The organism is Variovorax sp. GW821-FHT09A10 (assembly GCF_059418385.1).
The window spans coordinates 505,202-529,163 of sequence record NZ_JBWKPT010000001.1 but is presented as its reverse complement, the minus strand read 5'-3'; the positions used below and the strand labels follow the sequence as shown (position 1 = coordinate 529,163).

The window sequence follows — 23,962 nt, the reverse complement described above, 5'->3', positions numbered from 1 at the left end:
GTCGTCATCCCGATCAACGCGCCTGAGCGCACACGTGCTTGAACACGATGCCGCTCACCGTGGTGGGGCCGCCCACGGGCTTCCAGTCGCTGCGCCGGGCGAGGTCGATGTCGTGCACCTCCAGCGGCCCGTTGTGGCTGATGACGCGGCGCATCTTTTCGCGCCCGCCCTTGCAGTCGTAGTCGTAGAGATAGCGCGAGGTGCGAAACGGGGTCTTGCCCACGTCGGTCTGCAGCTCCTCGTAGCGATAGAGCGTCCATGCCTCCACGGCATCGCCATGCGGTTTGACCGGATCGCGCTGGAGCAGCACCTTCTTGCGAGGGGTGGTGGCGATCTCGGTCCAGTTGTCGGCGGCTTGCGCAGGCACTGCCGTCAGCAAGGTCACTGCCGCGCAGGCGGATGCGACGAGGTGGAAGGCCCGCACTGCGCGGTGCTTGAGCGGATGAGGCTTCATTCTGTTCACTCCCTGTGTGTCAATGGGGCCCCGCGCGTTCGTTCTTCTCGGTGGCACGCTGCGAGGTTCAGCCAGTGGGGTCGACGCTTGACTGCTTGCAGCCAAGGCGCCGTCATCCTATCGAATCTCGCGCACACAGCGAGGCTCGAAGCCGCCGCCTGGCGGCAAGTGGCATGAGCGCCTTGTTTCTATCTGTCAGGCAGGTTCAGGCCGTAGGTCAGCAAATCTTCGAAGGCGCCGCGGTGGTTCACGTGCTTCACGAGGCGCCCTTCCAGGAGGAACCCTGCCCTTTGAATGACGCGCGCAGAGCCGATGTTCTTCGGAAGGCAGCTGCAGACGATGCGAGTCAATCCGAGTTCGTGGTGTGCGTAGTGGATGAGTGCACCGACGGCTTCGGAGCAGATGCCGTTCGACCAGTGCGCAAAGGCGATCCAGTAGCCCAGTTCGGCGCGGCGGTGGAGCGTGGACCGATGAGCGAGTTGCGCGGCGCCCAGCAACTCCCCGTTCTCTGCGCTCGTCACGGCGTAGACGACCCCGGTTCCGGCACTGAACATGTCCGTGTGGGAGGCGATCCACGCCTGCGCCGCACCGTCGGGGTAGGGATGGGGAACGTTGGCCGTCGGCTCGGCGACGCGCAAATCTCCTGCGATGCGTTGCACGTCATCCGCATCGGCGATGGTGAAGGGTCGAAGGACCAGGCGCGGGGTTCGAAGATGAGGCTGCATGGAGGCGTTTGTAGCGCATGCATCGACCGTACCAGCCCATGAGACTGCGGCATGGGCTGCGTGCAAAAAGTGATAACCGGCCCGCCGATCGATCCGCAACAATCGCCTCGCCATGGGACGTTCCCCTGTGAAAGTGCAGTGCGGAGTCGTGCTTCCTGGTGCTGCCGCGAGGGCAGATCGATCGTTTTCTTTCGCTCTGGCGGCGCCTGACGTTCAATCAAATCACGGAGACATATGAAGCTATCGATGATGCGGATGACCCGCCACCTTGCGTGCGGATTCCTGATGCTGGCGGCAGGCAGTGTGCCGGCGTTGGCCCAGGAGGCGAAGAAGGCCAACCTGGTCGTGATCGGGACCGGGGGAACGATTGCCGGCGTCGGTGCGTCGAGCGCCAACACCGGCGCCTACCAGTCCGCGGTCGTGGCCGTGGACAAGATCATTGCCGCGGTGCCCGAGCTGAAGAACGTCGCCAACGTGAAGGGCGAGCAGATCTTCCAGATCGGCTCCGAGAGCTTCAACAACGAGCGGCTGCTCAAGCTGGCGCACAGGGTTTCCGAACTGCTCAAGTCCGGGGACGTGGATGGTGTGCTGGTCACCCACGGCACGGACACCATCGAGGAGACGGCCTACTTTCTGAACCTCACGCTGAAGAGCACGAAGCCCGTGGTGCTGGTGGGGGCCATGCGTCCTGGCACGGCACTGAGCGCCGACGGCCCGCTGAACATCTACAACGCGGCCGTCGTTGCCGCCAGCAAGGAGGCCGTGGGCAAGGGCGTGCTGGTGGTGCTGAATGACGAGATCCACACGGCCCGCGACGTGACCAAGTCGAACAGCCTGAAGGTCGAGACCTTCAAGTCGCCCTATGGCCCGCTGGGCTACGTCGTGGAGAGCAAGCCGCTGTTCTACCGGGCGCCGATCCGGCCGCACACCGTTGCCAGCGAGTTCGACGTCGACCAGATCCGGTCGCTGCCGGAAGTCAACATCGTCTATGGGCACGGCAACATGAGCCGCGCGCCCTACGACGCACTGGTGGCCGCAGGCACGAAGGCGATCATTCACGATGGCACCGGCAACGGCAGCATCGCGGACTACATCGCGGATGCCGTCAAGGAGGCGCGCTCGAAGGGCGTCTTCATCGTGCGCGCCACGCGCACCGGCAGCGGCGTCGTGGTGCGCAACGGCGAAGTCGACGACGACAAGAACGACTACATCGTCGTCGACGACCAGAACCCCCAGAAGGCTCGCCTGCTGATGGCACTGGCGCTGACCAAGACCCGCGATACCAAGGAAATCCAGAAGATCTTCTGGAAGTACTGAGGCCTCTTCACGTGGCCATTGGCACTACGGGCGCGCCGCGCCAGTCGATGCCGCGAGCAGAAACTCCGTGACCTCGTCCGAGAACACGCCGCGCCGCGCACCGATGAGCGCACCGTCCGCACGCTCCGGGGCGGGCCGTGCGGAAGGCATGCCGTGGGCCACCAAGGCCTGCGCGCAACCGACCCAGTCGCCGCCGTCGACAGGCTCGTTCAGCGAAGCCCACGACAAGGTGCCGCAGGCGTTGTCACCGAAGCCGTGAGGCGCCTGCCAGTCCGCGCCGTGTTCGAGCAGGAACCGGACAAGCGCCGCATCGCCGCAGAACACGGCGTGGTTGAGCGCCGAGGCGTCCCAGTCGCCACCGCGGACCTCGAGTGGCCAGCCGAGCGTGACCATCACCTTCACTGCATCGCTGCAGCCCTGGGCGGCGAGTTCCGGCAGCAGGCGAAGCTGTGTGGTGTCGAGCGTGCCGATGAGGCCGGGGTGTCGTGCCTGCAGGTCTCGCGCCGTGGCTTCGTCGCCGCGCGCGCAGGCGGCGATGAAGGCTTCGCTGGTGGAGAGTGGCGCCTGTTCACCGCTTGCCGCCTGCAGCAGTTGCGCGACCTCGGTCAGCCCGAAGCGCAGTGCGATGGTGTGCGCGGGCGTGCCGTCTGGCGTGAACACGTTCGGGTTCGCACCGGCAGCCAACAAGGCTTCGATGTGCGCCGGCGAGCGACGGCGGCGAAGGGCCCACAGCAGCGGCGAACCCCAGTCCGAGATGGGCGGTCCCTGCGGGTGTTCGTTCGCATCGCCGCCATGTGCAAGCAACAGGCGCAGCGTCTCGACGTCGTCCAGGTCGAGCACCCGGTACAGCGCGTTCGAACCCGTCACGCGTGCGCCGGCTTCCAGCAGCAGCTTCGTGCAGGCAGGCTGGTCCAGCGAGTGGTACAGCGATTCGCCGTCGTTCGGGTCGGCACCGGCGTCGAGCAGCAGCTTCGTGAGTTCAGGGTCGTGGTTCTGGCCGGCCGCGCCGTACAGCGCGGAAAGCCGCTCGGTGTCGGCGGGCGCTTCGAGCGATGCGGGAGGCCAGCGGTTGCCGGCCGATTGATCGGGGGACGCGCCGGCGTCGAGCAGGAATTTCGCGCACGCATGCAGGCGCTCGCGATGGCTCGGCAGTCGCATCAGGCCGGAGTGCGTGACGGCCACGAGCGGCGGCAGTTGCAGCGGGCCGCCCGCGCGATGGACCCATGCCGGGTCTTGCGCGGTGACGTGGCGCAGCGTGGCTTCATCGCCGATGGCGCAGGCCAGGTACGGGTCGCCGTCCGTCAGCAGGGCGGGGTTCTCGTCGAGCATGCGCAGGGCCACTGCAGGCCGTGCGCGGTTCGTGCCACCGGCGATGTCGCCCGCATACACGAGGCGCAGCCAATGGAGCACCGCCTTGGCCGGGTCATCGACCTGCGCCCTGCGGGTGAGAACGAAACCTTGCAGGTCGGCCCACGATGCGAAGCCGTACTCGCGCGCCACGCACGACTGCGCATCGTGCAGGCGCAAGCCCTGGGCTGCCAGAGCGGCATCGGTCTTGCCCGCTGCGGCCGGCAAGGCGCTGCGAAACCGGTGAAAGGCCTCGGGGTCGTTGCTGCGGTAGAGCGCCAGCAGTTCCTTGGCTTGCTTCTTCAGTTGGCCGATGTCGGGCCGGGCGGGAATGCGCTTCATGGAAACCTCCGTGCACCAGGCGCCGATGACCCGCAAATCCGGCTGCACAAAAGGCGGTGGATCGTCATGAAGAAGGCAAGTGGGTTCAACCCTTCCCGCGGGCCCGGGCGCGGCTTGCACCGCGGCTCGGATGGTAGCGGATCGGGGCGGGGCGACGGCATGCGCCGAAGTGCAGGTCACCGCTTGCGCGCCACGATGAAGGGGCGGTTCTCGCCACCCTTCGTCGCGTGGTTCTCGCTCGCAAGCACCTCGAAGCCGGCCGCCTGCAGATGCGCCCCGAGTTCTGCCGCCCGGAACACCCCGGCATGCGGCGCCAGCCCGATCGCGCGCATCGCGGGGAGCAAGGCCAGCCGAAGCAGCGGGGTCATGTCACCGAGGCAGGGCGTCTTGGAGATGAACAGGCCCTGCGGTGCGAGCAGGGCGTGGATGCGGCGCGGCGTGCCGGGCAGGTCGCGCACCAGGTGGAGGTAGTTGAATCCGATGACGACGTCGAAGGTGCCTTCGCTCGATGCCAGCGTCTCGGCAGTGGCCGCGCGGAACGCCAGGCCGGGGACCGGGGCGGCGGCGTGTTTCTCTTCGGCGATGGCGATCATGCCGTCGGCGATGTCCGTCGCCAGGTACGCACGGGCGTGGCCCGCCAGGCGCAGGGCCGTCGTGCCGGTGCCGCAGCCCAGTTCGAGCACGCGCGCGTCCGGTTTGAACAGGGCGCGGGTCCGCTCGAGCGTGCGCGCGTAGCCGGCCTCGTCCGCGATGGCGCTCTTCGCGTAGCGGCGCGAGCTGCGGTCCCAGAATCTGGCGTCGTTCGCGAGGCTCATGGTCTTTGGTGGGCGGCGCGTGGAAGGGTGCGGCGCACTGTAAACCGCCGGCCGGGCGCTGTCGCCGATTTGCGCCGATTCGCCCGCCATGTCGCTATGCTGGCGCCCCGCCAATCACTCCAAGAAAAGAGACTCTCATGACCGTGCGTACTTTGTCTTTCTTTTCCCTGCGTTCCGTCGCCCTGGCCTGCGGCCTGACGCTCGGCGCCGTGGCTACCGTGCAGGCGGCCCCCGACGCGAAGCTGCTGGCCGCTGCCGAGAAGGCGCAGCCCGCCGTCATCGACAACCTGAAGGAAATGGTGTCCATCGAGTCGGGCAGCCTGAACGTCGAGGGCCTGATGAAGATGGCCGACGTGATCGAAGGGCGCCTGAAGGCGGCCGGCTTCAAGACGGAGCGCCGCAAGGCCTCGGCCGGCGCGGGCGCCGACATCGTCATCGGCACGATCAAGGGCACGGGCAAGCGCAAGATCATGCTGCAGGGCCACATGGACACGGTGTACGCGCCGGGCATCCTGAACAGCCAGCCCTACAAGGTGGACGGCAACCGCATCTACGGCCCCGGCATCGCCGACGACAAGGGCGGCCTCGCGGTGATGATGGCGTCGCTGAAGATCCTGGCCGACGCGGGCTGGCGCGACTACGACACGCTCACCGTGCTCGTGAATCCCGACGAGGAGGTGGGCTCGGTGGGTTCGGGCGAACTCATCGCCACCACGGCCGACCTGCACGACACGGTGCTGTCCTTCGAACCGACGGCCGCCAAGGCCGTGGCCAAGGGCGAGTCGCTGTTGCTCGGCGCGGCCGGCATCGCGCAGGCCACGCTCGAGGTGAAGGGCCGCGCGGCGCACGCCGGCGCCGCGCCCGAGCTGGGCCGCAACGCGCTGTACGAGCTGTCGTACCAGATGCTGCAGACCAAGGACCTCGCCAAGGACATCCCCGGCGTGACGCTGAACTGGACCGTGGCGCGCGCCACCGGCCCGATCAACCAGATCACCGAGAGGGCGCAGGCGCTGGGCGACATCCGCATCACGCAGCCCGGCGCCGAGAAGAAGCTCACCGAGGCGCTGCAGGCCAAGATCGCCAGCGGCAAGCTGATTCCCGACACCGAGACCACGGTGAAGGTCGAGGTGGGCCGCCCGGCGTTCGTTGCGGGCGACAAGGGCCGCGCGCTGGCCGAGAAGGCGCAGGCGATCTACAAGGAGCTCGACCGCGAACTGGCGCTGACGCCGATGACCGGCGGCGGCACCGACGCGGGCTTCGCGGGCCGATCGGGCAAGGCCACGGTGGTCGAGAGCTTCGGCCTCGCGGGCTTCGGCTACCACGCGCGCGACGAGTACATCGAGGTCGACTCGATCGTGCCGCGCCTGTACCTCGTGACGCGGCTGCTGACCGAGATCGGCAAGAACTGAGTTTGTAGCGCGCAGTGCGCCCGCGGCAGGGGCCGCGGGTTCACTGCGGTGCGTTGGGATCGCCCGGGCGGCGGCGATGGGCGGCGGCTGCGGCCGCTTGAGCCTGCGCCTGGGCCTGCTGCTGCATCTGTTGCTGCTGCGCCTGCTGGTGCCGCATCTGTTCCTGTTGTTGCTGCTGTTGCTGGCGCGCCTGGTTCTGCGCCGCCTGCTGCATCTGCTGCTGTTGCTGCATCTGTTGCCGGTGCATCTGCTCCTGCTGCTGGCGTTGCTGGGCCTGGGCGGCTTGCTGCTGTTGCATCTGCATCTGGCGCGCCTGTTCCATCTGGGCCTGGCGTTGCTGTTGCGCGGCCTGGGCTTGGGCCTGTTGTTGCTGTTGCAACTGCTGCTGGCGACGGGCCTGCTCCTGCTGAGCCTGCTGAGCCTGCTGAGCCTGCTGGGCTTGTTGCTGCATCTGCTGCGCGCGCCGGGCCTGTTCCTGCTGCGCCTGCGCCTGCTGTTGCTGCCGCTGCGCCGCCTGGGCCTGCTGCTGTTCCTGCTGGCGCCGTAGCTGTTCCTGTTGCGCCTGTTGCTGCTGCATCTGTTGGCGGCGGCCCTGTTCCTGCTGAGCCTGTTGTTGACGTTGCGAGTCCTGTGCGGCCTGCTGTTGCTGCATCTGTTGGCGACGGGCTTGTTCCTGCTGTGCTTGCTGCTGACGTCGTGCCTGCTCCTGCTGGGCCTGTTGTTGACGTTGCGGGTCCTGCGCGGCCTGCTGTTGCTGCATCTGTTGGCGACGGGCTTGTTCCTGCTGCGCTTGCTGCTGACGCCGTGCCTGCTCCTGCTGGGCCTGTTGTTGGCGCTGCGGGTCTTGCATGGCCTGTTGTTGCTGCATCTGCTGGCGACGGGCCTGTTCCTGCTGATCCTGCCGTTGACGCAGGGCCTGGTCCTGCTGCATCTGCTGCTGACGGCGCGCCTGTTCCTGCTGCGCCTGCTGCTGACGCTGCTGGTTCTGCGCCGCCTGTTGCTGCTGCATCTGCTGGCGTCGTGCTTGCTCCTGCTGGTCCTGGCGCTGGCGCAAGGCCTGATCCTGCTGCGCCTGCTGCTGGCGCCGAGCCTGTTCCTGTTGGGCCTGCTGTTGCTCGCGCAACTGGTTCTGGGCCGCCTGCTGCTGCATCAGCGCCTGTTGCTGTTGTTGCTGCTGGGCACGCGCCTGTTGTTGCAGCAGCTGTTGCTGCTGCGCTGCCTGCCACGCCGGCGCGCCGGGTGGCGGGCCGTTGCGATCGCCGCCGTAGTTGTTGTTGTAGACGTTGCGCACGTTGTTGACGACCGTGGTCGAGCGCGAGACATACGTGCTGTTGTTGTAGACCACCGCAGGCCGGTAGGCCGGCGGCGGCGGTGCCGCGCGGTCGCGCCAGCGCGGCGCGCCCCAGTTCATGTTCCAGGCGTTCCAGCCCCAGCCGTGGCGCTCCAGCGCCGAGCCGACGATCACGCCGCTGCCGAAGGCCAGCGCGCCCACGGCGGCCACCTGGCCGGGGCTGTAGCCGGGCTCGACCACCACCGGCGGCGGTGCATAGGCATAGCCGGGGTAGACGGGCATGGGCGCGTCGTACACCACCTGCGGGTCGTAGCGCGGCACGTACACCACGTCGGGCTGCACGGGCTCGATGGTGATGAGCTCCTCGGGCGGCTCGATCACCGTGGGGCCCGCGTACATCGGCTGCATGTCGGGCGCGGGCGCGTAGTTGGGCGGCGTCGCGGCGCGCGCGATGCGCAGCTTGTCGTTGTTCTTGAGGCGGCCGGCCTTCGACGCACGCTGGCGCATCACCTGGATCGCGTTCATCACATCGGCCGGGTCGTTGTAGTAAGCCTTGCCCAGTGAGGTGGTCCACGGGATGTTGCCGGCCATCTGGTCGATCACGGGGCGGAACGCGGTGAGCGACTTCACGCTCGGGTCCCAGGGCTGCTGGTTGGCGGCGTCGGCGAGCGGACCGGCCTTGAGCGTGCGGTTCTGCTGCAGCCAGTCGTGGGCCGCGGTGACCTGATCGGGGTAGGTGGCGCCGGCCAGGACCTGCGCGACGAGCTTGTCGGGGTACAGCGCAATCGGCGCGACCAGCTGGTAGAGCTGTTCGGCCGAGGGCGGTGTGTAGGCGGCCGGCACCGGCGCTGCGACGGGCGCGGGGGCCTGGGCGGTCGGTGCTTCAGCGGCTGGAGGCGGTGCTGCGGGCTTGTCGCAGCCTGCAATGAACAACGCTGCGACGCACAGCGAAGCCAGGAGGCGCCGCTGCAGCAAGGGGAGGCGGGGAGAGGGTGTCATCTGGCATGTCCTGAAGACGCCGGCATGGTGCCCGGAACTCCTTCAACGGCGGGCCAGCGCAGGCGATGACACAGCCTGCGCCCCGGATGCAACGGTCTGTGTCGGCGGTGCGCCGTCTGTGCTGTCGGCGCAGGACCACGAGACCACCGGGCGACGTGGCGGTCGCCCGGGGAAAGACCTCTAAGTCGTTACTTGGCGCCGCCCGAGTACTTGGTGACGCTGCTGGCCTTCACGTGGTACCCACTCACGCCCATCATCGAGTCGTTGCGCAGCGTCTGCAGCTTGCCGGTGACCCACACGGTGTCCATGGCGCGGAACTTGGCGCCCTTTTGCGGAATGACGTGCAGGATCTGGTTGGCCGGCGGCGGCGGCGTGTGGATGCAGGCGCCGAAGTAGGGCACGAGCAGGAACTCGGTGACTTCGCCCTTGGCCTCTTCGAGCGGCACGATGAAGCCGGGGATCTTCACTTCCACGCCGTTGAGCGCGGGGTTGGTGGGCGCGTTGTTCGACACCTCCTGCATCTTCATCAGCAGCTCGTTGGCGCGCGGGTCGCCATCGTCGAGCGTGCTCAGGTCGATGCCCTTGAAGGCCTTGGCCGGGTCCCAGTCCTTGGGCACCAGCTCTTCCCAGCTGATCTGGCGCGGCTGGCCCGCCGCGGCCTGGGGTGCGGTGGCGGCCGGCTTGCCGCCCAGCGGGTTGGTCGCGGTGGTGTCCTTCGGTGCGGGCTCGGCGGCCCAGGCGGCGGCTGCGAGGCCGGCGCCGGCCAGCAGCATCGACAGGGCGGTGAGCACGCGGGGTGTAGAGGTCTTCGTCATGGTCAGATTCTCGGAGAAAGGCCGTCGGCCAGCGACAGGCGGTAGGCCCGGATGCCGGGCAGCAGGCTCGCGAGCCAGCCGGCGACCAGCAGGCTCGCCGTCAGCAGCCATTCGTTCAGTGTAGGTTCGGACAGGCTCAGCGTCAGCCCGAACTGCGCCTGCAGCCATGGCGAGAGCAGGGCGATGCCGAGCACCGCCATCGTCACGCCCAGCAGCACGCCCAGCACGGTGACCAGCGCGCCTTCGAGCGCCAGCAGCGCCAGCACATGGCGCAGGCCCGCACCCACGGCGCGCAGCACGGCGAGTTCGCGGCGGCGTTCGTTCAGGCCCGCCATCACCACCGACACCAGCCCCGCCAGGCTCACGAGCGCGACCAGGGCCGACATCAGCAGCAGCGCGTTCTCGCCGATGCCGATCACGCTCCACAGCTCGTCGAGCGCCACGCCGGGCAGGATGGCCATCAGCGGTTCGCCGGTGTAGGTGGAAATCCAGCGCTGCACGCCGAACACGGCGGCGCGGTTCTTCAGGCCCACCAGCGCGGCCGTCACGTTCTTGGGCGTGAGGTCGAACTTGCGCACCTGCTCGGCGGGAATCTTCACGCCCGGCATCGGCGCGCCGCCCACCCATTCGAGGTGGATGGCTTCCATCGCTGCGAGGCCGATGTGCACCGTGCGGTCGACCGGCGTGCCGGTGCGCGCGAGCACGCCCACCACGGTGAAGGGCTTGTCGGCATGCTCGGCCACGTTGAGCTCGCCGCTGCCGTGCGCCAGCGTGATCTTCTGGCCCACGTGGTAGCCGAGCTTGTCGGCCACCTCGGCGCCGACCACGGCGTCGAACAGCGCGTCGAAGGGCTTGCCTTCGCGCAGCTTCAAGGTCTGGCGGTCGCCGTAGCGGAAGTGCGTGAAGTACTCGGGCGTGGTCGCGAGCACCGAGAAGCCGCGGTGCGAATCGCCCAGCGACAGCGGCACCACCCAGTCGACGCCGGGGTGCGCCTGCAAGGCCTGCACGCTCTTCCACGAGATGTTGTTGGTGGCCGCGCCGATGCGGAACACCGAGTACAGCAGCAGCTGCGTGGAGCCGGTGCGCGCGCCCACGATGAGGTCGGTGCCCGAGACCGAGGACGCGAAGTTCTCGCGCAGCTCGGTGCGGATGCGCTCGACGCCCAGCAGCAGGAAGGTCGACAGCGCGATCGAGAACACGGTGAGCGCGAGCGTGAAACGGCGGTTCCAGGCGCTGCGCCAGGCAATGGAAAAGAGGGCCTTCATGCGTCCACCGCCATCGCGCTCGATGCCGCACGGTTGATCTCCGGCAGCAGCACGTGCCGCGCAAAGCGCTGCGCGATGCGCTGGTCGTGGCTCACGAACACGAGCGCGCTGTGGTTCACGGCGCAGGCCGTGAGCAGCACGTCGAGAAAGGCTTCGCGCCGGTCTTCGTCGAGCGCGGAGGTGGGCTCGTCGGCGATGACGACCTCGGGCTGGCCGATGAGCGCGCGCGCCGCGGCCACGCGCTGCTGCTGGCCGACGGACAGTTGCAGCGCCTGGCGCTTCCACAGCGCGCGGTCCAGGCCCATCTGGTCGAGCAGGTGCTCGGCTTCGTCGCGCGAGCTGCCGTTGCGCGCGGCCTGCGCCTCGCGCCGCGCCGAGAAGCGGCAGGGCAGCAGCACGTTGTCGAGCACGCTCAGGTAGGGCAGCAGGTTGAACTGCTGGAAGATGTAGCCCACGTGCGCCACGCGGGCGCGGTCGCGCTGCGTGCCCGAGAGCTTGGACCAGTCGTGGCCCAGCAGCGTGACGCGGCCTTCGTCGGCCACCAGCACGCCGGCCAGCAGCGACAGCAAGGTGCTCTTGCCGCAGCCGCTCGGGCCGTGCAGGAACACGGACTCACCCGCCGTGATGCGCAGGGCCTCGATGTCGATGCACGGTGTCTTCACGCCGGGCCAGGTGAAGCGCAGGGCTTCGGCGGCGAGCACGGCGCGCAAGGGCGTGGTCTCGGCCTGCGGAGTGGTGCTCACGCTGTCACTTGCCCAGCGTCAGGCGGGAAGGCTGCGCCGCCTGCGCGCCGCTCGGGCGCTTCAGCTGGCGCTTGAACTGGCCTTGCGCGGAGGCGATCTGCACGTCGATCTGGCGCGCGCCCTTGAAGGCCGAGAACAGGTTCAGGTCGATGAACTTCGCGGCGGCGGCCTGGGTGCAGTTGAAGGAAAAAGAGGCGTCGAGGTCGGCGTGCCCGCTCGATTCGGCCGGGTCGGGGTTGCCCAGGCCGAGCGCGCCGGAGCGCAGGTCGACGGGGCCGAGCTTGCAGTTGGCGGCGGGGTCGATGGTGAAGAGCTTGTCGGCCGCGCGCAGCTGGGCGATGGCGGCTTCGACGGTCTTCTTCTCGGCGTCGGTCTTGGGCGCGCGCTCGAAGCCGACGATGTTGTCCAGCGGCGATTCCATGGCGATCACGATGGTGGGCCCGTCGATGGCCACGTCGAGCTTGAGCTGGCCGTGCACATGCGCGTGCTGTTGCTGGGCGTGTGCGGGAAGGGCGGCGGCCGCGAACAGCGCGGCGGCGGTCAGTGCGAAGCCGGAGGACGTGCGTCGAAGTCGGGTGTGCAGGGTGTGCATCATGGTTCTGCGCCTTGCCGGGTCGGCAGCCCCGGCGTGTTGCTCCATTCGCTCCAGCTGCCGGCATAGAGCGCGGTCGTCCCGAACCCCGCGATCTGCATCGCGAGCAGGTTGGGCACGGCGCTCACGCCGCTGCCGCACTGGTGGACGACGGTCGCCGCATCGCGCCCCGCGAGCAGCGCTTCGAACTCGGCGCGCAGTTGCGCGGCGGGCTTGAACTTGCCGTCGGGACCGAGGTTGTCGGCGAAGGGCCGGTTCAGGGCCCCGGGGATGTGACCCGCGATCGGGTCCAGAGGTTCCACCTCACCGCGGTAACGTGCACCGGCACGCGCGTCGATCAGGTTCTGGTCAGGCTGGCCGAGCCGGCGCACCACGGTGTCGGTGGTCACGAGCCTGGCGATCGGCTCGCCCTGTACGAAATTCGACTGGAAGCGCGCGGGCTCCTCGCGGTCGGTCACTTCGCCGCCCGCGGCCTGCCAGGCCTGCAGGCCGCCGTCGAGCACGGCCACGGCGTCGTGGCCCATCCACTTGAGCATCCACCACAGGCGCCCGCAGTAGTTGGCGCCGTTGCGGTCGTACACCACGGCCTGCATCGTGTTGGAGAACCCGACGGACGACAGCCAGGCCGCGAACTTCTCGCGGCTGGGCAGCGGATGGCGCCCGCCCGAAGCGGGCACGCCGTCGTCCTGCGCCACCACCACGTCGCCGCGCGCGCCGGGCAGGCCGTGCTTGGCGCTGAGGTCGGTGTCCAGGTTGGCGTACTGCGCGCCCGGGATGTGCGCGGCGGCGTACAGCTGCGCGCCGGCCTCGGGCTTCATGAGGTCGAAGCTGCAGTCGAACACCATGAGGGGCGAGTCGCCCTCGCGCAGCTGCCTGAGTTGTTCGACGGAGATGAGGGTGGTGTACATGGCGGGAGCTCCTTCGAAAAATGGTTCGGCGATGGGTGCCGTGGCTGCTGCGTTCAGTGTTCCTCGGCCGGCGCCTTCGGCACGGCCCGCTGGCGCAGCACGGTGGCCGCGATGCCGCTGGCGATGATCAGCGCCATGCCGGCCCAGCCGGCGGCGTCGATGCGGTCGTCGAACAGCACCACGCTGTAGAAGGCCGCGAACACGATGCCCGAATATTGCAGGTTCGCCACCACCAGTGTGCCGGCCTGGGTCTTCGCGGTGGCGTAGGCGCGGGTCATGCACAGCTGTCCGAGGGCGGCCAGCAAGCCGATCGGCAGCAGCCACAGCGCATGCTGCCACGTCCACGAACTGCCGCCCGAAAACCCGGTCGCGGCCGTGGCGAACGCGCCGGCCACGGCCGAGCCGACCGCGAAATAGAAGACCGTGCGCAGCTCGGGCTCGCCGATGCGCGACAGCGCCACCACCTGCATGTAGGCAAAGGCGGCCGTGACGCCCGACAGCAGGCCCAGCATGCCCGCGAAGCCGTCGCCGCCGCCCACCGTGGGCTTGAGCATGAGCACCACGCCGGCAAAGCCCGCGAGCACCGTCATCACCAGCGGGCCCTGCAGCGGCGGGCGCTCGATGCGGCCGTCGCGCCCGGGCACCGGCACCCAGGCCAGCAGCGCACCGCCGACCAGGAAGGCCGCGACCCACACGCTGCTCATGTAGTTGAGCGTGACGGCCGTGGCCAGCGGCATGTGGGCGATGGCGTAGAACCACGCGCCCAGCGACACCACGCCGATGGTGCTGCGCCAGGCGTGCATGCCGGGGTACTTGGTGGCCAGCGAGGTGCCGCGGTTGCGCGCCAGTAGCCAGAGAAACACGATGCCGATGAGGCCGCGCCCCAGGACCATCTCACCGCTGTTGAACCATTGCGAGGCCACCTTCACGACCACGCTCATGGTGGCGAACAGAAAGGCCCCGAGCACCATCCACAGCGCTTGCATCGATTGAATCCAGATCAGAAAAAAGAAAGCCCCGGCGGGTGCGGGGCGGGGCGGCGTTCAGGCGCGTGGTTGTTGCATCGCGTTGCGGTACCACTCGTGGAACTGCTGCATGCCGTCTTCCATGGGGCTCTGGTAGGGGCCGGTTTCGTTGTCGCCGCGCAGCATGAGCGCGCGGCGCCCGGCGTCCATGCGCTCGGCGATCTCGTCGTCTTCCACGCAGGTTTCCATGTAGGCGGCCTGCTGGGCTTCGACGAACTCGCGCTCGAAGGCGACGATTTCCTCGGGGTAGAAGAACTCGACCATGTTGAGCGTCCTGGTCGGGCTCACCGGGTGCAGCGTCGACACGGTGAGCACGTGCGGGTACCACTCGATCATCACGTGCGGGTAGTAGGTGAGCCAGATCGCGCCGTACTTGGGCGGCTTGCCGTCGCGGTACTTGAGCAATTGCTCCTGCCACTTCTGGTAGACCGGGCTGCCCGCGCGGCCCAGGCGGTTGGCCACGCCCACCGTCTGCACCGAGAACTCGGGTTTGAACTCCCAGCGCAGGTCGTCGCAGGTGACGAAGCTGCCCAGGCCGGGGTGGAACGGGCCGACGTGGTAGTCCTCGAGGTAGACCTCGATGAAGGTCTTCCAGTTGTAGTTGCACTCGTGCAGCTCGACGCGGTCGAGCGCGTAGCCCGAGAAGTCGAGGTCGGCCTGCGGGCCCAGGCCCGCCATGTCGGCCGCCACGTCACGGCCGCTGCCGTCGGCATTCTTCTCGAACAGAAGACCGTTCCATTCGGTGAGCGGGTAGTTGTGCAGGTTCAGGCACGGGTCCTGGTCGAAATGCGGGGCGCCGATCAGCGTGCCGGTGGTGCGCGCATCTTTCGCGGCGTAGGTCCAGCGGTGCAGCGGGCAGACGATGTTGCCGCCGGTCTGGGTGTCGAGCTGGCCCCGGCCCTGCAGGATGAGGGCCTGGCGGTGGCGGCAGACGTTCGAGATGAGCTCCACGCCCTTGGGCGTGTGGACCAGCGCGCGGCCCTGGTGTTCTTGCGGCAGGGTGTGGAAGTCACCCGGCTCGGGCACGGCCAGTCGGTGCCCGACGTAGCGGGGCCCTCGCGCGAAAAGGTTCTGCATTTCGCGGGCGTACAAGGCCTCGTCGAAATACGCGGTAACTGGAAGTTGGCTCGCGGCCTGCTGCAGTTGAAGACTTAAATCAGACATGGAGGACCTGACCAAGCTCCCCACAGGGAGAAAAAAAGAAAAAACGGAAGGCGCCGTCTGCAAGGGTGACGGCCCGAAGAGGTGTGCCGGTGTGACCGGCGGGGGAAGCGGGGATTGTACCCGGGGGGCATTTTTGCGCCCGCCGGGTTTTTGCCTCGCATGGCCGGGCGTCCTACAGGGTGTTGCAAAGGGTCGCGCGCGCGTGCGCAGGCTGCCCGGCAGTCTGTTGCGCCCCCGCCCTAAAATGCTTCGTTTCATCCACGATTCGTTGCATGCCCAAGGTGCCTTCTCCTTCCACGACCAGCCCGGCGGCGACGCCCGACACCGGGCCGCTGCCCGCCAGCTACGAAGCCGGGCTCCAGGAACTGGAACAACTGGTTGCAGAACTCGAATCGGGCCAGCTGCCGCTGGACCAGCTGCTGGGCAGCTACCAGCGCGGCGCCGCACTGCTCGGCTTCTGCCGCGACAAGCTGCAGGCGGTCGAAGACCAGATCAAGGTGCTCGACGCAGGCAGCCTCAAGCCCTGGACGGCCGAATGAGCGCCGTCCCGATGACCTCCACCGCCTCCACCACCGCCCCCTGGGACGCGAAGACGCTGGCCGGCTGGGCCGAGCCCCACCTGGCCATGGTCGAGGCGGCGCTGTCGCGCTGGGTCGGCGTCGACGCGCCGGTGCTGCTGGGCGACGCCATGCGCTATGCCGTGCTCGACGGCGGCAAGCGGCTGCGGCCGCTGCTGGTGCTTGCGGCCAACGAAGCGGTCGGCGGCAACGCCCACGCCGCGCTGCGTGCGGCCTGCGCCACCGAACTCATCCACGCCTATTCGCTGGTGCACGACGACCTGCCGTGCATGGACAACGACGTGCTGCGCCGCGGCAAGCCCACCGTGCATGTGAAGTTCGGCGAAGCCGACGCACTGCTCGCGGGCGATGCGCTGCAGGCGCTGGCCTTCGAACTGCTCACGCCCGAGGGCGACGAGGTGCCCGCCGCGATGCAGGCCCTGCTGTGCCGCCTGCTGGCGCGCGCGGCCGGCAGCCAGGGCATGGCCGGCGGCCAGGCCATCGACCTGGCCAGCGTCGGCATCGCACTGAACGAAACCCAGCTGCGCGAAATGCACCGCCTGAAGACCGGCGCGCTGCTGCAGGGCAGCGTCGAGATGGGCGCCGCCTGCGGCACCGTGTTGCCGGCCGCGCTGGCGGCGCTGCGCGACTACGGCGCTGCCATCGGGCTGGCGTTCCAGGTGGTCGACGACATCCTCGACGTCACCGCCGACTCGCAAACCCTGGGCAAGACCGCCGGCAAGGACGCCGCGGCCGACAAGCCCACCTACGTGTCGCTGCTCGGCCTGGACGGCGCGCGCGCGCAGGCGAGCCAGCTGCTGGCTGACGCGATTGCCGCATTGGGCAAGAGCGGCTTGACGAACACCGCCGCATTGCGCGCCCTGGCCCACATGGTGGTCGACCGCGACCGCTGAGAAGAAAAAAGAACCCACCTCCATGGCTCCGCTGCTTCCCACTCTCCACGACCCTTCGCCAATCCGCCAGTACGACCGGGCCCAGCTCAAGCAGCTGTCCGACGAGGTGCGCGCCTGCGTGCTCGACAACGTCTCGCGCACCGGCGGCCACCTGAGCTCCAACCTCGGCACGGTCGAGCTGACGGTGGCGCTGCACCATGTGTTCAACACGCCGCACGACCGGCTGGTGTGGGACGTGGGCCACCAGACCTACCCGCACAAGATCCTCACGGGCCGGCGCGAGCGCATGCCCACGCTGCGCCAGCTCGGCGGCATCTCGGGCTTTCCGCAGCGCACCGAGAGCGAGTACGACACCTTCGGCACCGCCCACTCGTCGACCAGCATCTCGGCCGCGCTCGGCATGGCCATGGCCGCCAAGCAGAAGGGCGAGAAGCGCCATGCCGTGGCCATCATCGGCGACGGCGCGCTCACGGCCGGCATGGCCTTCGAGGCGCTCAACAATGCGGGCGTGTGCGACTGCAAGCTGCTGGTCATCCTGAACGACAACGACATGTCGATCAGCCCGCCGGTGGGCGCGCTCAACCGCTACCTCGCGCAGCTCATGAGCGGCAACTTCTATGCCGCCGCCAAGAGCGTCGGCAAGAGCGTGCTGCGCAATGCGCCGCCGCTGTTCGAGCTGGCCAAGCGGCTGGAGCAGCATGCCAAGGGCATGGTCGTGCCGGCCACGCTGTTCGAGCAGTTCGGCTTCAACTACGTCGGCCCCATCGACGGCCACGACATCGACTCGCTGGTGCCCACGCTCGAGAACCTCAAGCACCTGGACGGCCCGCAGTTCCTGCACGTGGTCACGAAAAAGGGGCAGGGCTACAAGCTCGCCGAGGCCGACCCGGTGGCCTACCACGGCCCGGGCAAGTTCGATCCGCAGGTGGGCCTGGTCAAGTCGACCACGGCGGCCAAGCAGACCTTCACGCAGGTCTTCGGCCAGTGGCTGTGCGACACGGCCGCACACGACGGCCGCCTCGTGGGCATCACGCCCGCGATGCGCGAAGGCTCGGGGCTCGTGGAGTTCGAGAAGCGCTTTCCCGACCGCTACTACGACGTCGGCATCGCCGAGCAGCACGCCGTCACCTTCGCGGCCGGCCTGGCCTGCGAGGGCCTGAAGCCCGTGGTCGCGATCTACTCGACCTTCCTGCAGCGCGCCTACGACCAGCTGATCCACGACGTGGCGATCCAGAACCTGCCCGTGGTGTTCGCGCTCGACCGCGCGGGCCTTGTGGGCGCCGACGGCGCGACGCACGCGGGCGCGTACGACATCCCGTTCCTGCGCTGCATTCCCAACATGAGCATCGCCTGCCCGGCCGACGAGCGCGAGTGCCGTCAGCTGCTGACGAGCGCCTACGAACAGAACCACCCGGTGGCCGTGCGCTACCCGCGCGGCGCGGGCGCCGGCACCACGCCGCACCTCACGCTCGACGCGCTGCCCTTCGGCAAGGGCGAGGTCCGCCGCGAAGGCCAACGCATCGCCATCCTCGCGTTCGGCACCTTGCTGTACCCGGCGCTCACGGCGGCCGAGTCGCTCGACGCCACCGTGGTCAACATGCGCTGGGCCAAGCCGCTCGACGTCGAATTGCTGCTGCAGGTCGCGGGCACGCACGACGTGCTCGTCACGCTCGAAGAGGGCGCCATCATGGGCGGCGCGGGCAGTGCGGTGGTCGAGGCCCTGCAGGCGGCGGGCGTGCAGAAGCCGGTGCTGCAACTGGGCCTGCCCGACCGCTTCATCGAGCACGGCGATCCGGCCAAGCTGCTCGCATCGATCGGTCTCGATGCCGACGGCATTGCTGCCGCGATCAAGAAACGCTTCGTTTGACAAGAGGTCGCAGGGTAAACCCCCGCCGACCGCCTGTAAGCGCGTTTTTACAATCAAAAGGACTCACAAAAGTCCCTGACGCGGTCACAAGCCGCGTTTTGTTTTTTCCAAAGCACTCGGAGTGAATTCAATGGATCGTCGTTCCCTCATCAAAAACGCCGGCATCGCGGGCGTTCTGGCTGCCGGCATCGCGCCCGCGGTTCACGCGCAAGCCACCGTTCGCTGGCGTCTCGCATCGAGCTTTCCCAAGTCTCTGGACACCATCTTCGGCACCGCCGAGGTGTTCTCGAAGAGCGTGAGCGACATGACGGGCGGCAAGTTCCAGATCTCCGTGCACGCGGGCGGCGAGCTGATGCCCGCCTTCGGCGTGGTCGACGGCATCCAGAGCGGCGCGGTCGAAATGGCGCACACGGCGCCTTACTACTTCTACGGCAAGGACCCGACCTTCTGCCTGGGTTGCGCCGTGCCCTTCGGCATGAACACCCGCCAGCAGAACGCCTGGATGTACGAAGGCAACGGCCTGAAGCTGATGCGCGCCTTCTACGCCAAGTACAACATCATCAACCTGCCGGGCGGCAACACGGGCGCGCAGATGGGCGGCTGGTTCCGCAAGGAAATCAAGTCGGTCGCCGACCTGAAGGGCCTGAAGTTCCGCACCAACCCGTTCGCAGGCAAGGTGCTCGAGCCCTTCGGCGTGATCCCGCAATCGATCCCCGGCGCCGACCTGTACCCCGCGCTCGAAAAGGGCACGCTCGACGGTCTGGAATGGGTCGGCCCGTACGACGACCAGAAGCTGGGCTTCAACAAGATCGCCCCGTTCTACTACTACCCCGGCTGGTGGGAAGGCGGCCCCGAGCTCGACTTCTACATCAACACCAAGGCATGGGAAGGCCTGTCGGCCGATTTCAAGGCCGTGGTCGAAGCGGCTGCCGCGCACGCCAACATCACGATGACGGCCAAGTACGACGCCAAGAACCCGATCGCACTCAAGCAGCTCGTGGGCTCGGGCACCAAGCTGCGTCCGTTCTCGCAGGACGTGATGAACGCCGCCTTCAAGTCGGCCCAGCAGATCTACTCGGACCTGAACAACAGCAACCCCGAGTGGAAGAAGATCTACAGCGACTGGTCCAAGTTCCTGGCCGACCAGAACGCCTGGTTCCGCTACACCGAAGGCACCTTCGACCGCTTCATGCAACAGCAGAAGCTGTAAGGCACGCGGCGCCGCAACCCGGCGCTTCGCACCTCACAAGAAAAAAAGCCCCGCCGGTTTCGGCGGGGCTTTTTTCATTTGGACGCGGGGTCGGGGTCGGGAGAGGGCGGTGGCGCGGAGGGCAGCGTGCGCATCGCCACCTGCTCGCCGAACGCGATCAGCACCTGCGGGTCGTAGGCGTGGAACCAGGTGATGCCGCCGAAGCGCCGGCGCACCAGCAGGCGCGGCGCGATCACGCGCTCGAGCATGCGGATGTGCACCAGCTTGAGCTGCGCCACGTCCTGCGCGCTCACGCGCTTGTTCCACAGCCAGGTCTGCGTCAGCACGTCGCCTTCGAGGCGGGTGCGGCTGTAGACGATCCAGTAGCCGACCCAGATCACGCACAGGCCCGCCACGCCGAAGACGAAGAGGCTGGTGGCCGACCAGCTGGTGGTGCGCAGCGACGGCAGGCTCCACAGCGCGAAGGCGAAGAGATCGACCACCAGCACCACCGCCAGCGTGCGCAGCAGCGGCGGGAAGGCGGCGCTTTCGAGCGGGCCGCCTTCTGTCGTCGCGGGGTGGTCGTTCGGGGCGTCGCCGGGGCGGGCGTCGCTCACGGCTTGGAAGCTTCGCCCGCAGCCGGGGCCGCCGGCGCCGGCGTTTCCTCGGGCGTCTTCTGGTTGCCGAACGGGTCTTCCATGTTCACGCCGTTGTCGGTGGCGGGCGGCGCGTTCGGGTCCACCGGCATGTCGAGGTTGACCTTGTCGATGTCGACGACCTTTTCCTTCTCGAGGAACACGGTCACCGTCTGCGGGAAGAAGATCACGATGGCCACCAGCAGCAGCTGCATCACGACCCAGGGCACGGCGCCCAGGTAGATGTCGCGCGACTCCACCTTCTTGGGCAGCGCCCCGTTCTTGAACAGGGTGTCGGCGATGCCCCGCAAGTAGAACAGCGCGAAGCCGAAGGGCGGGTGCATGAACGAGGTCTGCATGTTCACGCACAGCAGCACGCCGAACCACACCATGTCGATGCCCAGCTTGTGGGCCACGGGGCCCAGCAACGGCAGGATGATGAAGGCGATCTCGAAGAAGTCGAGGAAGAACGCCAGGAAGAACACGAAGATGTTGACCGCGATCAGGAAGCCGATCTGGCCGCCCGGCAGGCCCGAGAGCATGTGCTCGATCCACTTGGCACCGTCCACGCCCTGGAACACCAGCGAGAACACGCGCGAGCCGATCAGGATGAACACCACCATCGCCGTGAGGCGCATGGTGCCTTCCATCGCGTCCTTCATCAGCGCCCAGTTCAGGCGCCGGTGAATGAGCGCCAGCACCAGCGCGCCCACCGCGCCCATGGCACCGGCCTCGGTCGGCGTGGCGATGGCCTTGTCCATGAAGGGCAGGCCGCCCATCGAGCCGAGCACCGCGAAGATCAGGATGGCCGAGGGAATGATGCCGCGCAGGCACTTGCCCCACAGCGCCCAGCCGTGCAGCGTGCGCGCCGTGGCGGGCAGGCCGGGCACGTAGTGCGGACGGATGCGCGAGACCAGGAAGGTGTAGATCGCGAAGATCACCACCTGCAGGATCGACGGGCCCCAGGCGCCCTTGTACATCTGGCCGACGTCGGTGCCGAGCTGGTCGGCCATGACGATCAGCACCAGCGAGGGCGGCACCAGCTGCGTGATGGTTCCCGAGGCGGCGAGCACGCCGGTCGAGTAGCGCATGTTGTAGCCGTAGCGCATCATGACCGGCAGCGAGATCATCGCCATCGCGATCACCTGGCCGGCCACCGTGCCGGTGATGGCGCCGAGGATGAAGCCCACGATGATCACCGAGTAGCCCAGGCCGCCGCGGATCGGGCCGAAGAGCTGGCCCATCGAGTCGAGCATGTCCTCGGCGAGCCCGCATTTTTCTAACACCGCTCCCATGAGCGTGAAGAACGGAATGGCCAGCAGCGTCTCGTTCGACAGGATGCCGAACACGTTGAGCGGCAGGTTGGCCATGAAGCCGGCCGGGAACCAGCCCATCTCGATGGCGAAGAAGCCGCAGATCAGGCCGAGGGCCGAGAGCGAAAACGCGACCGGAAACCCGATCAGCATGATCACCACGAGCCCCGCGAACATGATCGGGGCAAAATTTTCCATGTGCATGATGTCTACGTGTCCTGCGGTGCGGGAAAGGTCGGGGCGGTCTGGCGAAGCGCGACGAACGCCATCACTGCACCGGCTTCTCGTAGTGCGTGTTCATCTCGATCAGTCCGCGCAGGTAGGCGATGCGCTTGATGATCTCGGCGACACCTTGCAGGAACATCGTGCAGAAACCCACGGGCATCAGCAGCGCGGCGGGCCAGCGGATCAGCCCGCCGATGTTGCCCGACATCTCGCCCGACACCCAGGTGTTCCAGAAGAACGGCCAGGTGAGGTAGGTCATGAGGCCCATCACCGGCAGCAGGAAGAAGGTCAGGCCGAACAGGTCGACATACACCGGCCCGTGGCCCTTGAGCTTGCCGTAGAGGATGTCCACGCGCACGTGCTCGTTGTAGCGCAGCACCACTGGCGCACCGAGCATCACGGTGGCGGCGAACAGATACCACTGGATCTCGAGGAAGGCGTTGTTGCTGAAGTCGAAGCCGTACCGGACGAAGGCGTTGGCGGCCGAGATGAGCGACGCGGCCAGAACCGCATAGCCGGCAAATTTGCCGAATTTTTCGCTGATCCAGTCCATGACGGCCGCGAATTTGAGGAATACAGACAAGGGGTGTCTCCCGCGAAGCCCAAGGTGAAGCGCCGGCCCCTGGTGGGGGCTGCGCGCAAAGCCCGCAATGGTATCTCGGTGAACCTTAGTATTGCCTTGACACAAACTCGGGTTTACCCGGAATCCGCGTCGCCAGAGGGCCTGTCGGGCGGTCGCCATAATGGCCCATGTCTTCGAGCCCGCCGCCTTCGACGCCCTTCGGTGCGGCGAGCCCGCCCCTGTCGATCGACTCCCCCGACATGCGCCGCGCCGGCCGCGACCTGCTCTCGCTGGCCCTCATCGACGCCCGCAACCACACACTGCACCTGCTGTCCCTGTTCGAACAGGCGCTGGGCGAAAGCATGCGCGTGACGCAGCAGCCGGCCGTGCTGCCGCCGGTCTGGCTGGCCGGCCACATCGGCTGGTTCGCCGAATGGTGGATCGGGCGCAACACCCAGCGGGCCTTCGGCATCGACTGCCCCGTGCGCCCCACGCGGCTGGCCGCCATCGACCCCGACGCCGACGACTGGTGGAACCCCGCCCAGGGCGCCGCCGATCGCTGCTGGTCGCCCGACCTGCCCGGCCTGGGCCAGACCAAGGCCTACCTGCTCGAAACCCTCGAAAGTACGCTCGAGCTGCTAGAGAACGCCGCCGAGACCGATGCCGGCCTGTACTTCTACCGGCTCGCGCTCTTCCATGAAGACCTGCGCGGCGAACAGCTCGTGGTGCTGGCGCAGACGCTGGGCCTGCCGCTGAACATCGAGCAGCCGCCCACCGCCGTCACGCGCGAACCGCTGCTGCTGCCGGCCACGCGCTGGGAGCTCGGCCTGCCCGAGCACAGCGGCTTTCAGTTCGCGCAGGAAGGCGCGGCGCACCGCGTCGACGTGCCCGAGTTCGAGATCGACGCCCAGCCTGTCACCTGGGACCAGTACATCGAGTTCGTCGACGACGGCGGCTATGACCGCGAGGAGCTGTGGCACGGCGACGGCTGGCGCTGGCTCGCCGCGCAGACCGAAGGCCGGCGCGGGCCGCGCCATGTGGAGCAGATCGGCGTGTCGCGCAACGGCACCGGCGGCTCGGTGCTGCAGCAGCGCTTCGGCGTCACCGTGCGCGCGGCCGGGCACCACAGCGCCGTGCACCTGAGCTGGTGGGAGGCCGACGCCTGGGCGCGCTGGGCCGGCCGGCGCATCGCGACCGAGGTCGAATGGGAAATCGCGGCCCACACGGCCGCGCGGCGGGGCTTCCGCTGGGCCGACGTGCACGAGTGGACGGCAGGCACGCTGCAACCCTGGCCGGGCTTCCGGGCCGATCCGTGGAGCGCCGGCGGCGAGTTCGATCCGGTGGCCGCCTTCGGCCGCGCGCGCGTGCTGCGCGGCGCCTCGTTCGCGACGCGTGCGCGCCTGCGCTCGCCGCGTCGCCGTGGCTTTGCGCTGCCCGACAGCGACGACGGCTTCTTCGGCTTTCGCACCTGCAGTCTGTGACCCAGTCG

22 protein-coding genes are annotated in these 23,962 nt (G+C 68.2%); 7 read left to right on the top strand and 15 right to left on the bottom strand.

Annotation, left to right across the window (positions count from 1 at the left end):
• Nucleotides 1–13: 13 nt before the first annotated feature.
• Both AC07Q9_RS02520 and AC07Q9_RS02515 read right to left on the bottom strand, forming a co-directional pair.
• Nucleotides 14–454, bottom strand: a complete 441-nt coding sequence (locus AC07Q9_RS02520; protein ID WP_495307154.1) for a surface-adhesin E family protein — start codon at nt 452–454, stop codon at nt 14–16.
• Nucleotides 455–642: 188 nt separating this feature from the next.
• Entirely contained in the window at nt 643–1,179 is a 537-nt protein-coding gene (locus tag AC07Q9_RS02515; protein WP_495307153.1) for a GNAT family N-acetyltransferase, read from the bottom strand.
• 285 nt (nt 1,180–1,464) lie between these two features.
• On the opposite strand from AC07Q9_RS02515, the gene AC07Q9_RS02510 reads away from it, so the two are divergent.
• The gene (locus tag AC07Q9_RS02510) at nt 1,465–2,496 is read left to right on the top strand and encodes a type II asparaginase (RefSeq protein ID WP_495308212.1); all 1,032 of its coding nucleotides are present in this window, start codon (nt 1,465–1,467) and stop codon (nt 2,494–2,496) included.
• Between the two features lie 24 nt (nt 2,497–2,520).
• Here the strand turns inward: AC07Q9_RS02510 and AC07Q9_RS02505 are convergent, their stop codons facing one another.
• Both AC07Q9_RS02505 and AC07Q9_RS02500 read right to left on the bottom strand, forming a co-directional pair.
• On the bottom strand, nt 2,521–4,185 hold the full coding sequence (locus AC07Q9_RS02505) for an ankyrin repeat domain-containing protein (RefSeq protein WP_495307152.1): 1,665 nt from the start codon (nt 4,183–4,185) through the stop codon (nt 2,521–2,523).
• Between the two features lie 176 nt (nt 4,186–4,361).
• Nucleotides 4,362–5,000 carry a class I SAM-dependent methyltransferase gene (locus AC07Q9_RS02500; protein WP_495307150.1) on the bottom strand — a complete coding sequence of 213 codons (639 nt, stop codon included), beginning with the start codon at nt 4,998–5,000 and terminating at the stop codon, nt 4,362–4,364.
• Between the two features lie 137 nt (nt 5,001–5,137).
• On the opposite strand from AC07Q9_RS02500, the gene AC07Q9_RS02495 reads away from it, so the two are divergent.
• Complete coding sequence (locus tag AC07Q9_RS02495) at nt 5,138–6,409, top strand: M20/M25/M40 family metallo-hydrolase (protein ID WP_495307148.1); 1,272 nt, start codon at nt 5,138–5,140, stop codon at nt 6,407–6,409.
• Nucleotides 6,410–6,449: 40 nt separating this feature from the next.
• Here AC07Q9_RS02495 and AC07Q9_RS02490 read toward each other — a convergent pair whose 3' ends face one another.
• From AC07Q9_RS02490 to AC07Q9_RS02455, 8 genes are all read right to left on the bottom strand, one after another.
• Nucleotides 6,450–8,699 carry a DUF3300 domain-containing protein gene (locus tag AC07Q9_RS02490; RefSeq protein WP_495307146.1) on the bottom strand — a complete coding sequence of 750 codons (2,250 nt, stop codon included), beginning with the start codon at nt 8,697–8,699 and terminating at the stop codon, nt 6,450–6,452.
• A gap of 188 nt (nt 8,700–8,887) precedes the next feature.
• Nucleotides 8,888–9,514 (bottom strand): DUF3299 domain-containing protein, encoded by a 627-nt coding sequence (locus tag AC07Q9_RS02485; protein WP_070061814.1) that lies wholly within the window; start codon nt 9,512–9,514, stop codon nt 8,888–8,890.
• 2 nt (nt 9,515–9,516) lie between these two features.
• Nucleotides 9,517–10,779 carry an ABC transporter permease gene (locus tag AC07Q9_RS02480; protein WP_139701878.1) on the bottom strand — a complete coding sequence of 421 codons (1,263 nt, stop codon included), beginning with the start codon at nt 10,777–10,779 and terminating at the stop codon, nt 9,517–9,519.
• On the bottom strand, nt 10,776–11,522 hold the full coding sequence (locus tag AC07Q9_RS02475) for an ABC transporter ATP-binding protein (RefSeq protein WP_492677834.1): 747 nt from the start codon (nt 11,520–11,522) through the stop codon (nt 10,776–10,778). The genes AC07Q9_RS02480 and AC07Q9_RS02475 overlap by 4 nt, the downstream gene beginning before the upstream one ends.
• Before the next feature lie 4 nt (nt 11,523–11,526).
• Entirely contained in the window at nt 11,527–12,117 is a 591-nt protein-coding gene (locus AC07Q9_RS02470) for a DUF2796 domain-containing protein (RefSeq protein ID WP_495307144.1), read from the bottom strand.
• A complete protein-coding gene (locus AC07Q9_RS02465; RefSeq protein ID WP_492734517.1) occupies nt 12,114–13,022 on the bottom strand; it encodes a sulfurtransferase in 909 nt (302 codons plus the stop codon). The genes AC07Q9_RS02470 and AC07Q9_RS02465 overlap by 4 nt, the downstream gene beginning before the upstream one ends.
• A 53-nt stretch (nt 13,023–13,075) precedes the next feature.
• Entirely contained in the window at nt 13,076–14,008 is a 933-nt protein-coding gene (locus AC07Q9_RS02460; protein WP_070061818.1) for a DMT family transporter, read from the bottom strand.
• A gap of 57 nt (nt 14,009–14,065) precedes the next feature.
• On the bottom strand, nt 14,066–15,211 hold the full coding sequence (locus AC07Q9_RS02455) for an aromatic ring-hydroxylating oxygenase subunit alpha (RefSeq protein ID WP_062468820.1): 1,146 nt from the start codon (nt 15,209–15,211) through the stop codon (nt 14,066–14,068).
• 272 nt (nt 15,212–15,483) lie between these two features.
• Here AC07Q9_RS02455 and xseB point away from each other — a divergent pair, with 272 nt between their 5' ends.
• The 4 genes from xseB to AC07Q9_RS02435 all read left to right on the top strand — a co-directional run bounded on the left by xseB (nt 15,484) and on the right by AC07Q9_RS02435 (nt 19,759).
• Nucleotides 15,484–15,750, top strand: coding sequence for an exodeoxyribonuclease VII small subunit (xseB, locus tag AC07Q9_RS02450; RefSeq protein WP_062468817.1), 267 nt, complete (start codon nt 15,484–15,486; stop codon nt 15,748–15,750).
• Nucleotides 15,747–16,682: a polyprenyl synthetase family protein gene (locus AC07Q9_RS02445; RefSeq protein WP_495307141.1), complete on the top strand. Its 936-nt coding sequence runs from the start codon at nt 15,747–15,749 to the stop codon at nt 16,680–16,682. Before xseB ends, AC07Q9_RS02445 begins: the two co-directional genes overlap by 4 nt.
• Nucleotides 16,683–16,704: 22 nt before the next feature.
• Nucleotides 16,705–18,549 carry a 1-deoxy-D-xylulose-5-phosphate synthase gene (gene dxs, locus AC07Q9_RS02440; protein ID WP_495307139.1) on the top strand — a complete coding sequence of 615 codons (1,845 nt, stop codon included), beginning with the start codon at nt 16,705–16,707 and terminating at the stop codon, nt 18,547–18,549.
• A 130-nt stretch (nt 18,550–18,679) separates the two neighbouring features.
• The gene (locus tag AC07Q9_RS02435) at nt 18,680–19,759 is read left to right on the top strand and encodes a TRAP transporter substrate-binding protein (RefSeq protein ID WP_354347505.1); all 1,080 of its coding nucleotides are present in this window, start codon (nt 18,680–18,682) and stop codon (nt 19,757–19,759) included.
• 74 nt (nt 19,760–19,833) lie between these two features.
• Here the strand turns inward: AC07Q9_RS02435 and AC07Q9_RS02430 are convergent, their stop codons facing one another.
• The 3 genes from AC07Q9_RS02430 to AC07Q9_RS02420 form a co-directional block, all read right to left on the bottom strand.
• Entirely contained in the window at nt 19,834–20,355 is a 522-nt protein-coding gene (locus AC07Q9_RS02430; protein WP_139701873.1) for a hypothetical protein, read from the bottom strand.
• Entirely contained in the window at nt 20,352–21,890 is a 1,539-nt protein-coding gene (locus AC07Q9_RS02425; RefSeq protein WP_062468805.1) for a TRAP transporter large permease, read from the bottom strand. The genes AC07Q9_RS02430 and AC07Q9_RS02425 overlap by 4 nt, the downstream gene beginning before the upstream one ends.
• Before the next feature lie 64 nt (nt 21,891–21,954).
• Nucleotides 21,955–22,494: a TRAP transporter small permease subunit gene (locus tag AC07Q9_RS02420; protein WP_492677848.1), complete on the bottom strand. Its 540-nt coding sequence runs from the start codon at nt 22,492–22,494 to the stop codon at nt 21,955–21,957.
• Between the two features lie 167 nt (nt 22,495–22,661).
• On the opposite strand from AC07Q9_RS02420, the gene AC07Q9_RS02415 reads away from it, so the two are divergent.
• Entirely contained in the window at nt 22,662–23,954 is a 1,293-nt protein-coding gene (locus tag AC07Q9_RS02415) for an SUMF1/EgtB/PvdO family nonheme iron enzyme (protein ID WP_495307136.1), read from the top strand.
• Nucleotides 23,955–23,962: the final 8 nt, after the last annotated feature.

Bases quoted from the DNA above. Each gene is read 5' to 3' on its own strand.
- AC07Q9_RS02515 (WP_495307153.1), bottom strand. From the start codon at position 1,179: ATGCAGCCTCATCTTCGAACCCCGCGCCTGGTCCTTCGACCCTTCACC.
- xseB (WP_062468817.1), top strand. From the start codon at position 15,484: ATGCCCAAGGTGCCTTCTCCTTCCACGACCAGCCCGGCGGCGACGCCC.
- AC07Q9_RS02465 (WP_492734517.1), bottom strand. From the start codon at position 13,022: ATGTACACCACCCTCATCTCCGTCGAACAACTCAGGCAGCTGCGCGAG.
- AC07Q9_RS02505 (WP_495307152.1), bottom strand. From the start codon at position 4,185: ATGAAGCGCATTCCCGCCCGGCCCGACATCGGCCAACTGAAGAAGCAA.
- AC07Q9_RS02510 (WP_495308212.1), top strand. From the start codon at position 1,465: ATGCTGGCGGCAGGCAGTGTGCCGGCGTTGGCCCAGGAGGCGAAGAAG.
- AC07Q9_RS02455 (WP_062468820.1), bottom strand. From the start codon at position 15,211: ATGTCTGATTTAAGTCTTCAACTGCAGCAGGCCGCGAGCCAACTTCCA.
- AC07Q9_RS02435 (WP_354347505.1), top strand. From the start codon at position 18,680: ATGGATCGTCGTTCCCTCATCAAAAACGCCGGCATCGCGGGCGTTCTG.
- AC07Q9_RS02480 (WP_139701878.1), bottom strand. From the start codon at position 10,779: ATGAAGGCCCTCTTTTCCATTGCCTGGCGCAGCGCCTGGAACCGCCGT.
- AC07Q9_RS02425 (WP_062468805.1), bottom strand. From the start codon at position 21,890: ATGCACATGGAAAATTTTGCCCCGATCATGTTCGCGGGGCTCGTGGTG.
- AC07Q9_RS02415 (WP_495307136.1), top strand. From the start codon at position 22,662: ATGTCTTCGAGCCCGCCGCCTTCGACGCCCTTCGGTGCGGCGAGCCCG.
- AC07Q9_RS02485 (WP_070061814.1), bottom strand. From the start codon at position 9,514: ATGACGAAGACCTCTACACCCCGCGTGCTCACCGCCCTGTCGATGCTG.
- AC07Q9_RS02470 (WP_495307144.1), bottom strand. From the start codon at position 12,117: ATGATGCACACCCTGCACACCCGACTTCGACGCACGTCCTCCGGCTTC.
- AC07Q9_RS02460 (WP_070061818.1), bottom strand. From the start codon at position 14,008: ATGCAAGCGCTGTGGATGGTGCTCGGGGCCTTTCTGTTCGCCACCATG.
- AC07Q9_RS02445 (WP_495307141.1), top strand. From the start codon at position 15,747: ATGAGCGCCGTCCCGATGACCTCCACCGCCTCCACCACCGCCCCCTGG.
- dxs (WP_495307139.1), top strand. From the start codon at position 16,705: ATGGCTCCGCTGCTTCCCACTCTCCACGACCCTTCGCCAATCCGCCAG.
- AC07Q9_RS02490 (WP_495307146.1), bottom strand. From the start codon at position 8,699: ATGACACCCTCTCCCCGCCTCCCCTTGCTGCAGCGGCGCCTCCTGGCT.
- AC07Q9_RS02520 (WP_495307154.1), bottom strand. From the start codon at position 454: ATGAAGCCTCATCCGCTCAAGCACCGCGCAGTGCGGGCCTTCCACCTC.
- AC07Q9_RS02500 (WP_495307150.1), bottom strand. From the start codon at position 5,000: ATGAGCCTCGCGAACGACGCCAGATTCTGGGACCGCAGCTCGCGCCGC.
- AC07Q9_RS02495 (WP_495307148.1), top strand. From the start codon at position 5,138: ATGACCGTGCGTACTTTGTCTTTCTTTTCCCTGCGTTCCGTCGCCCTG.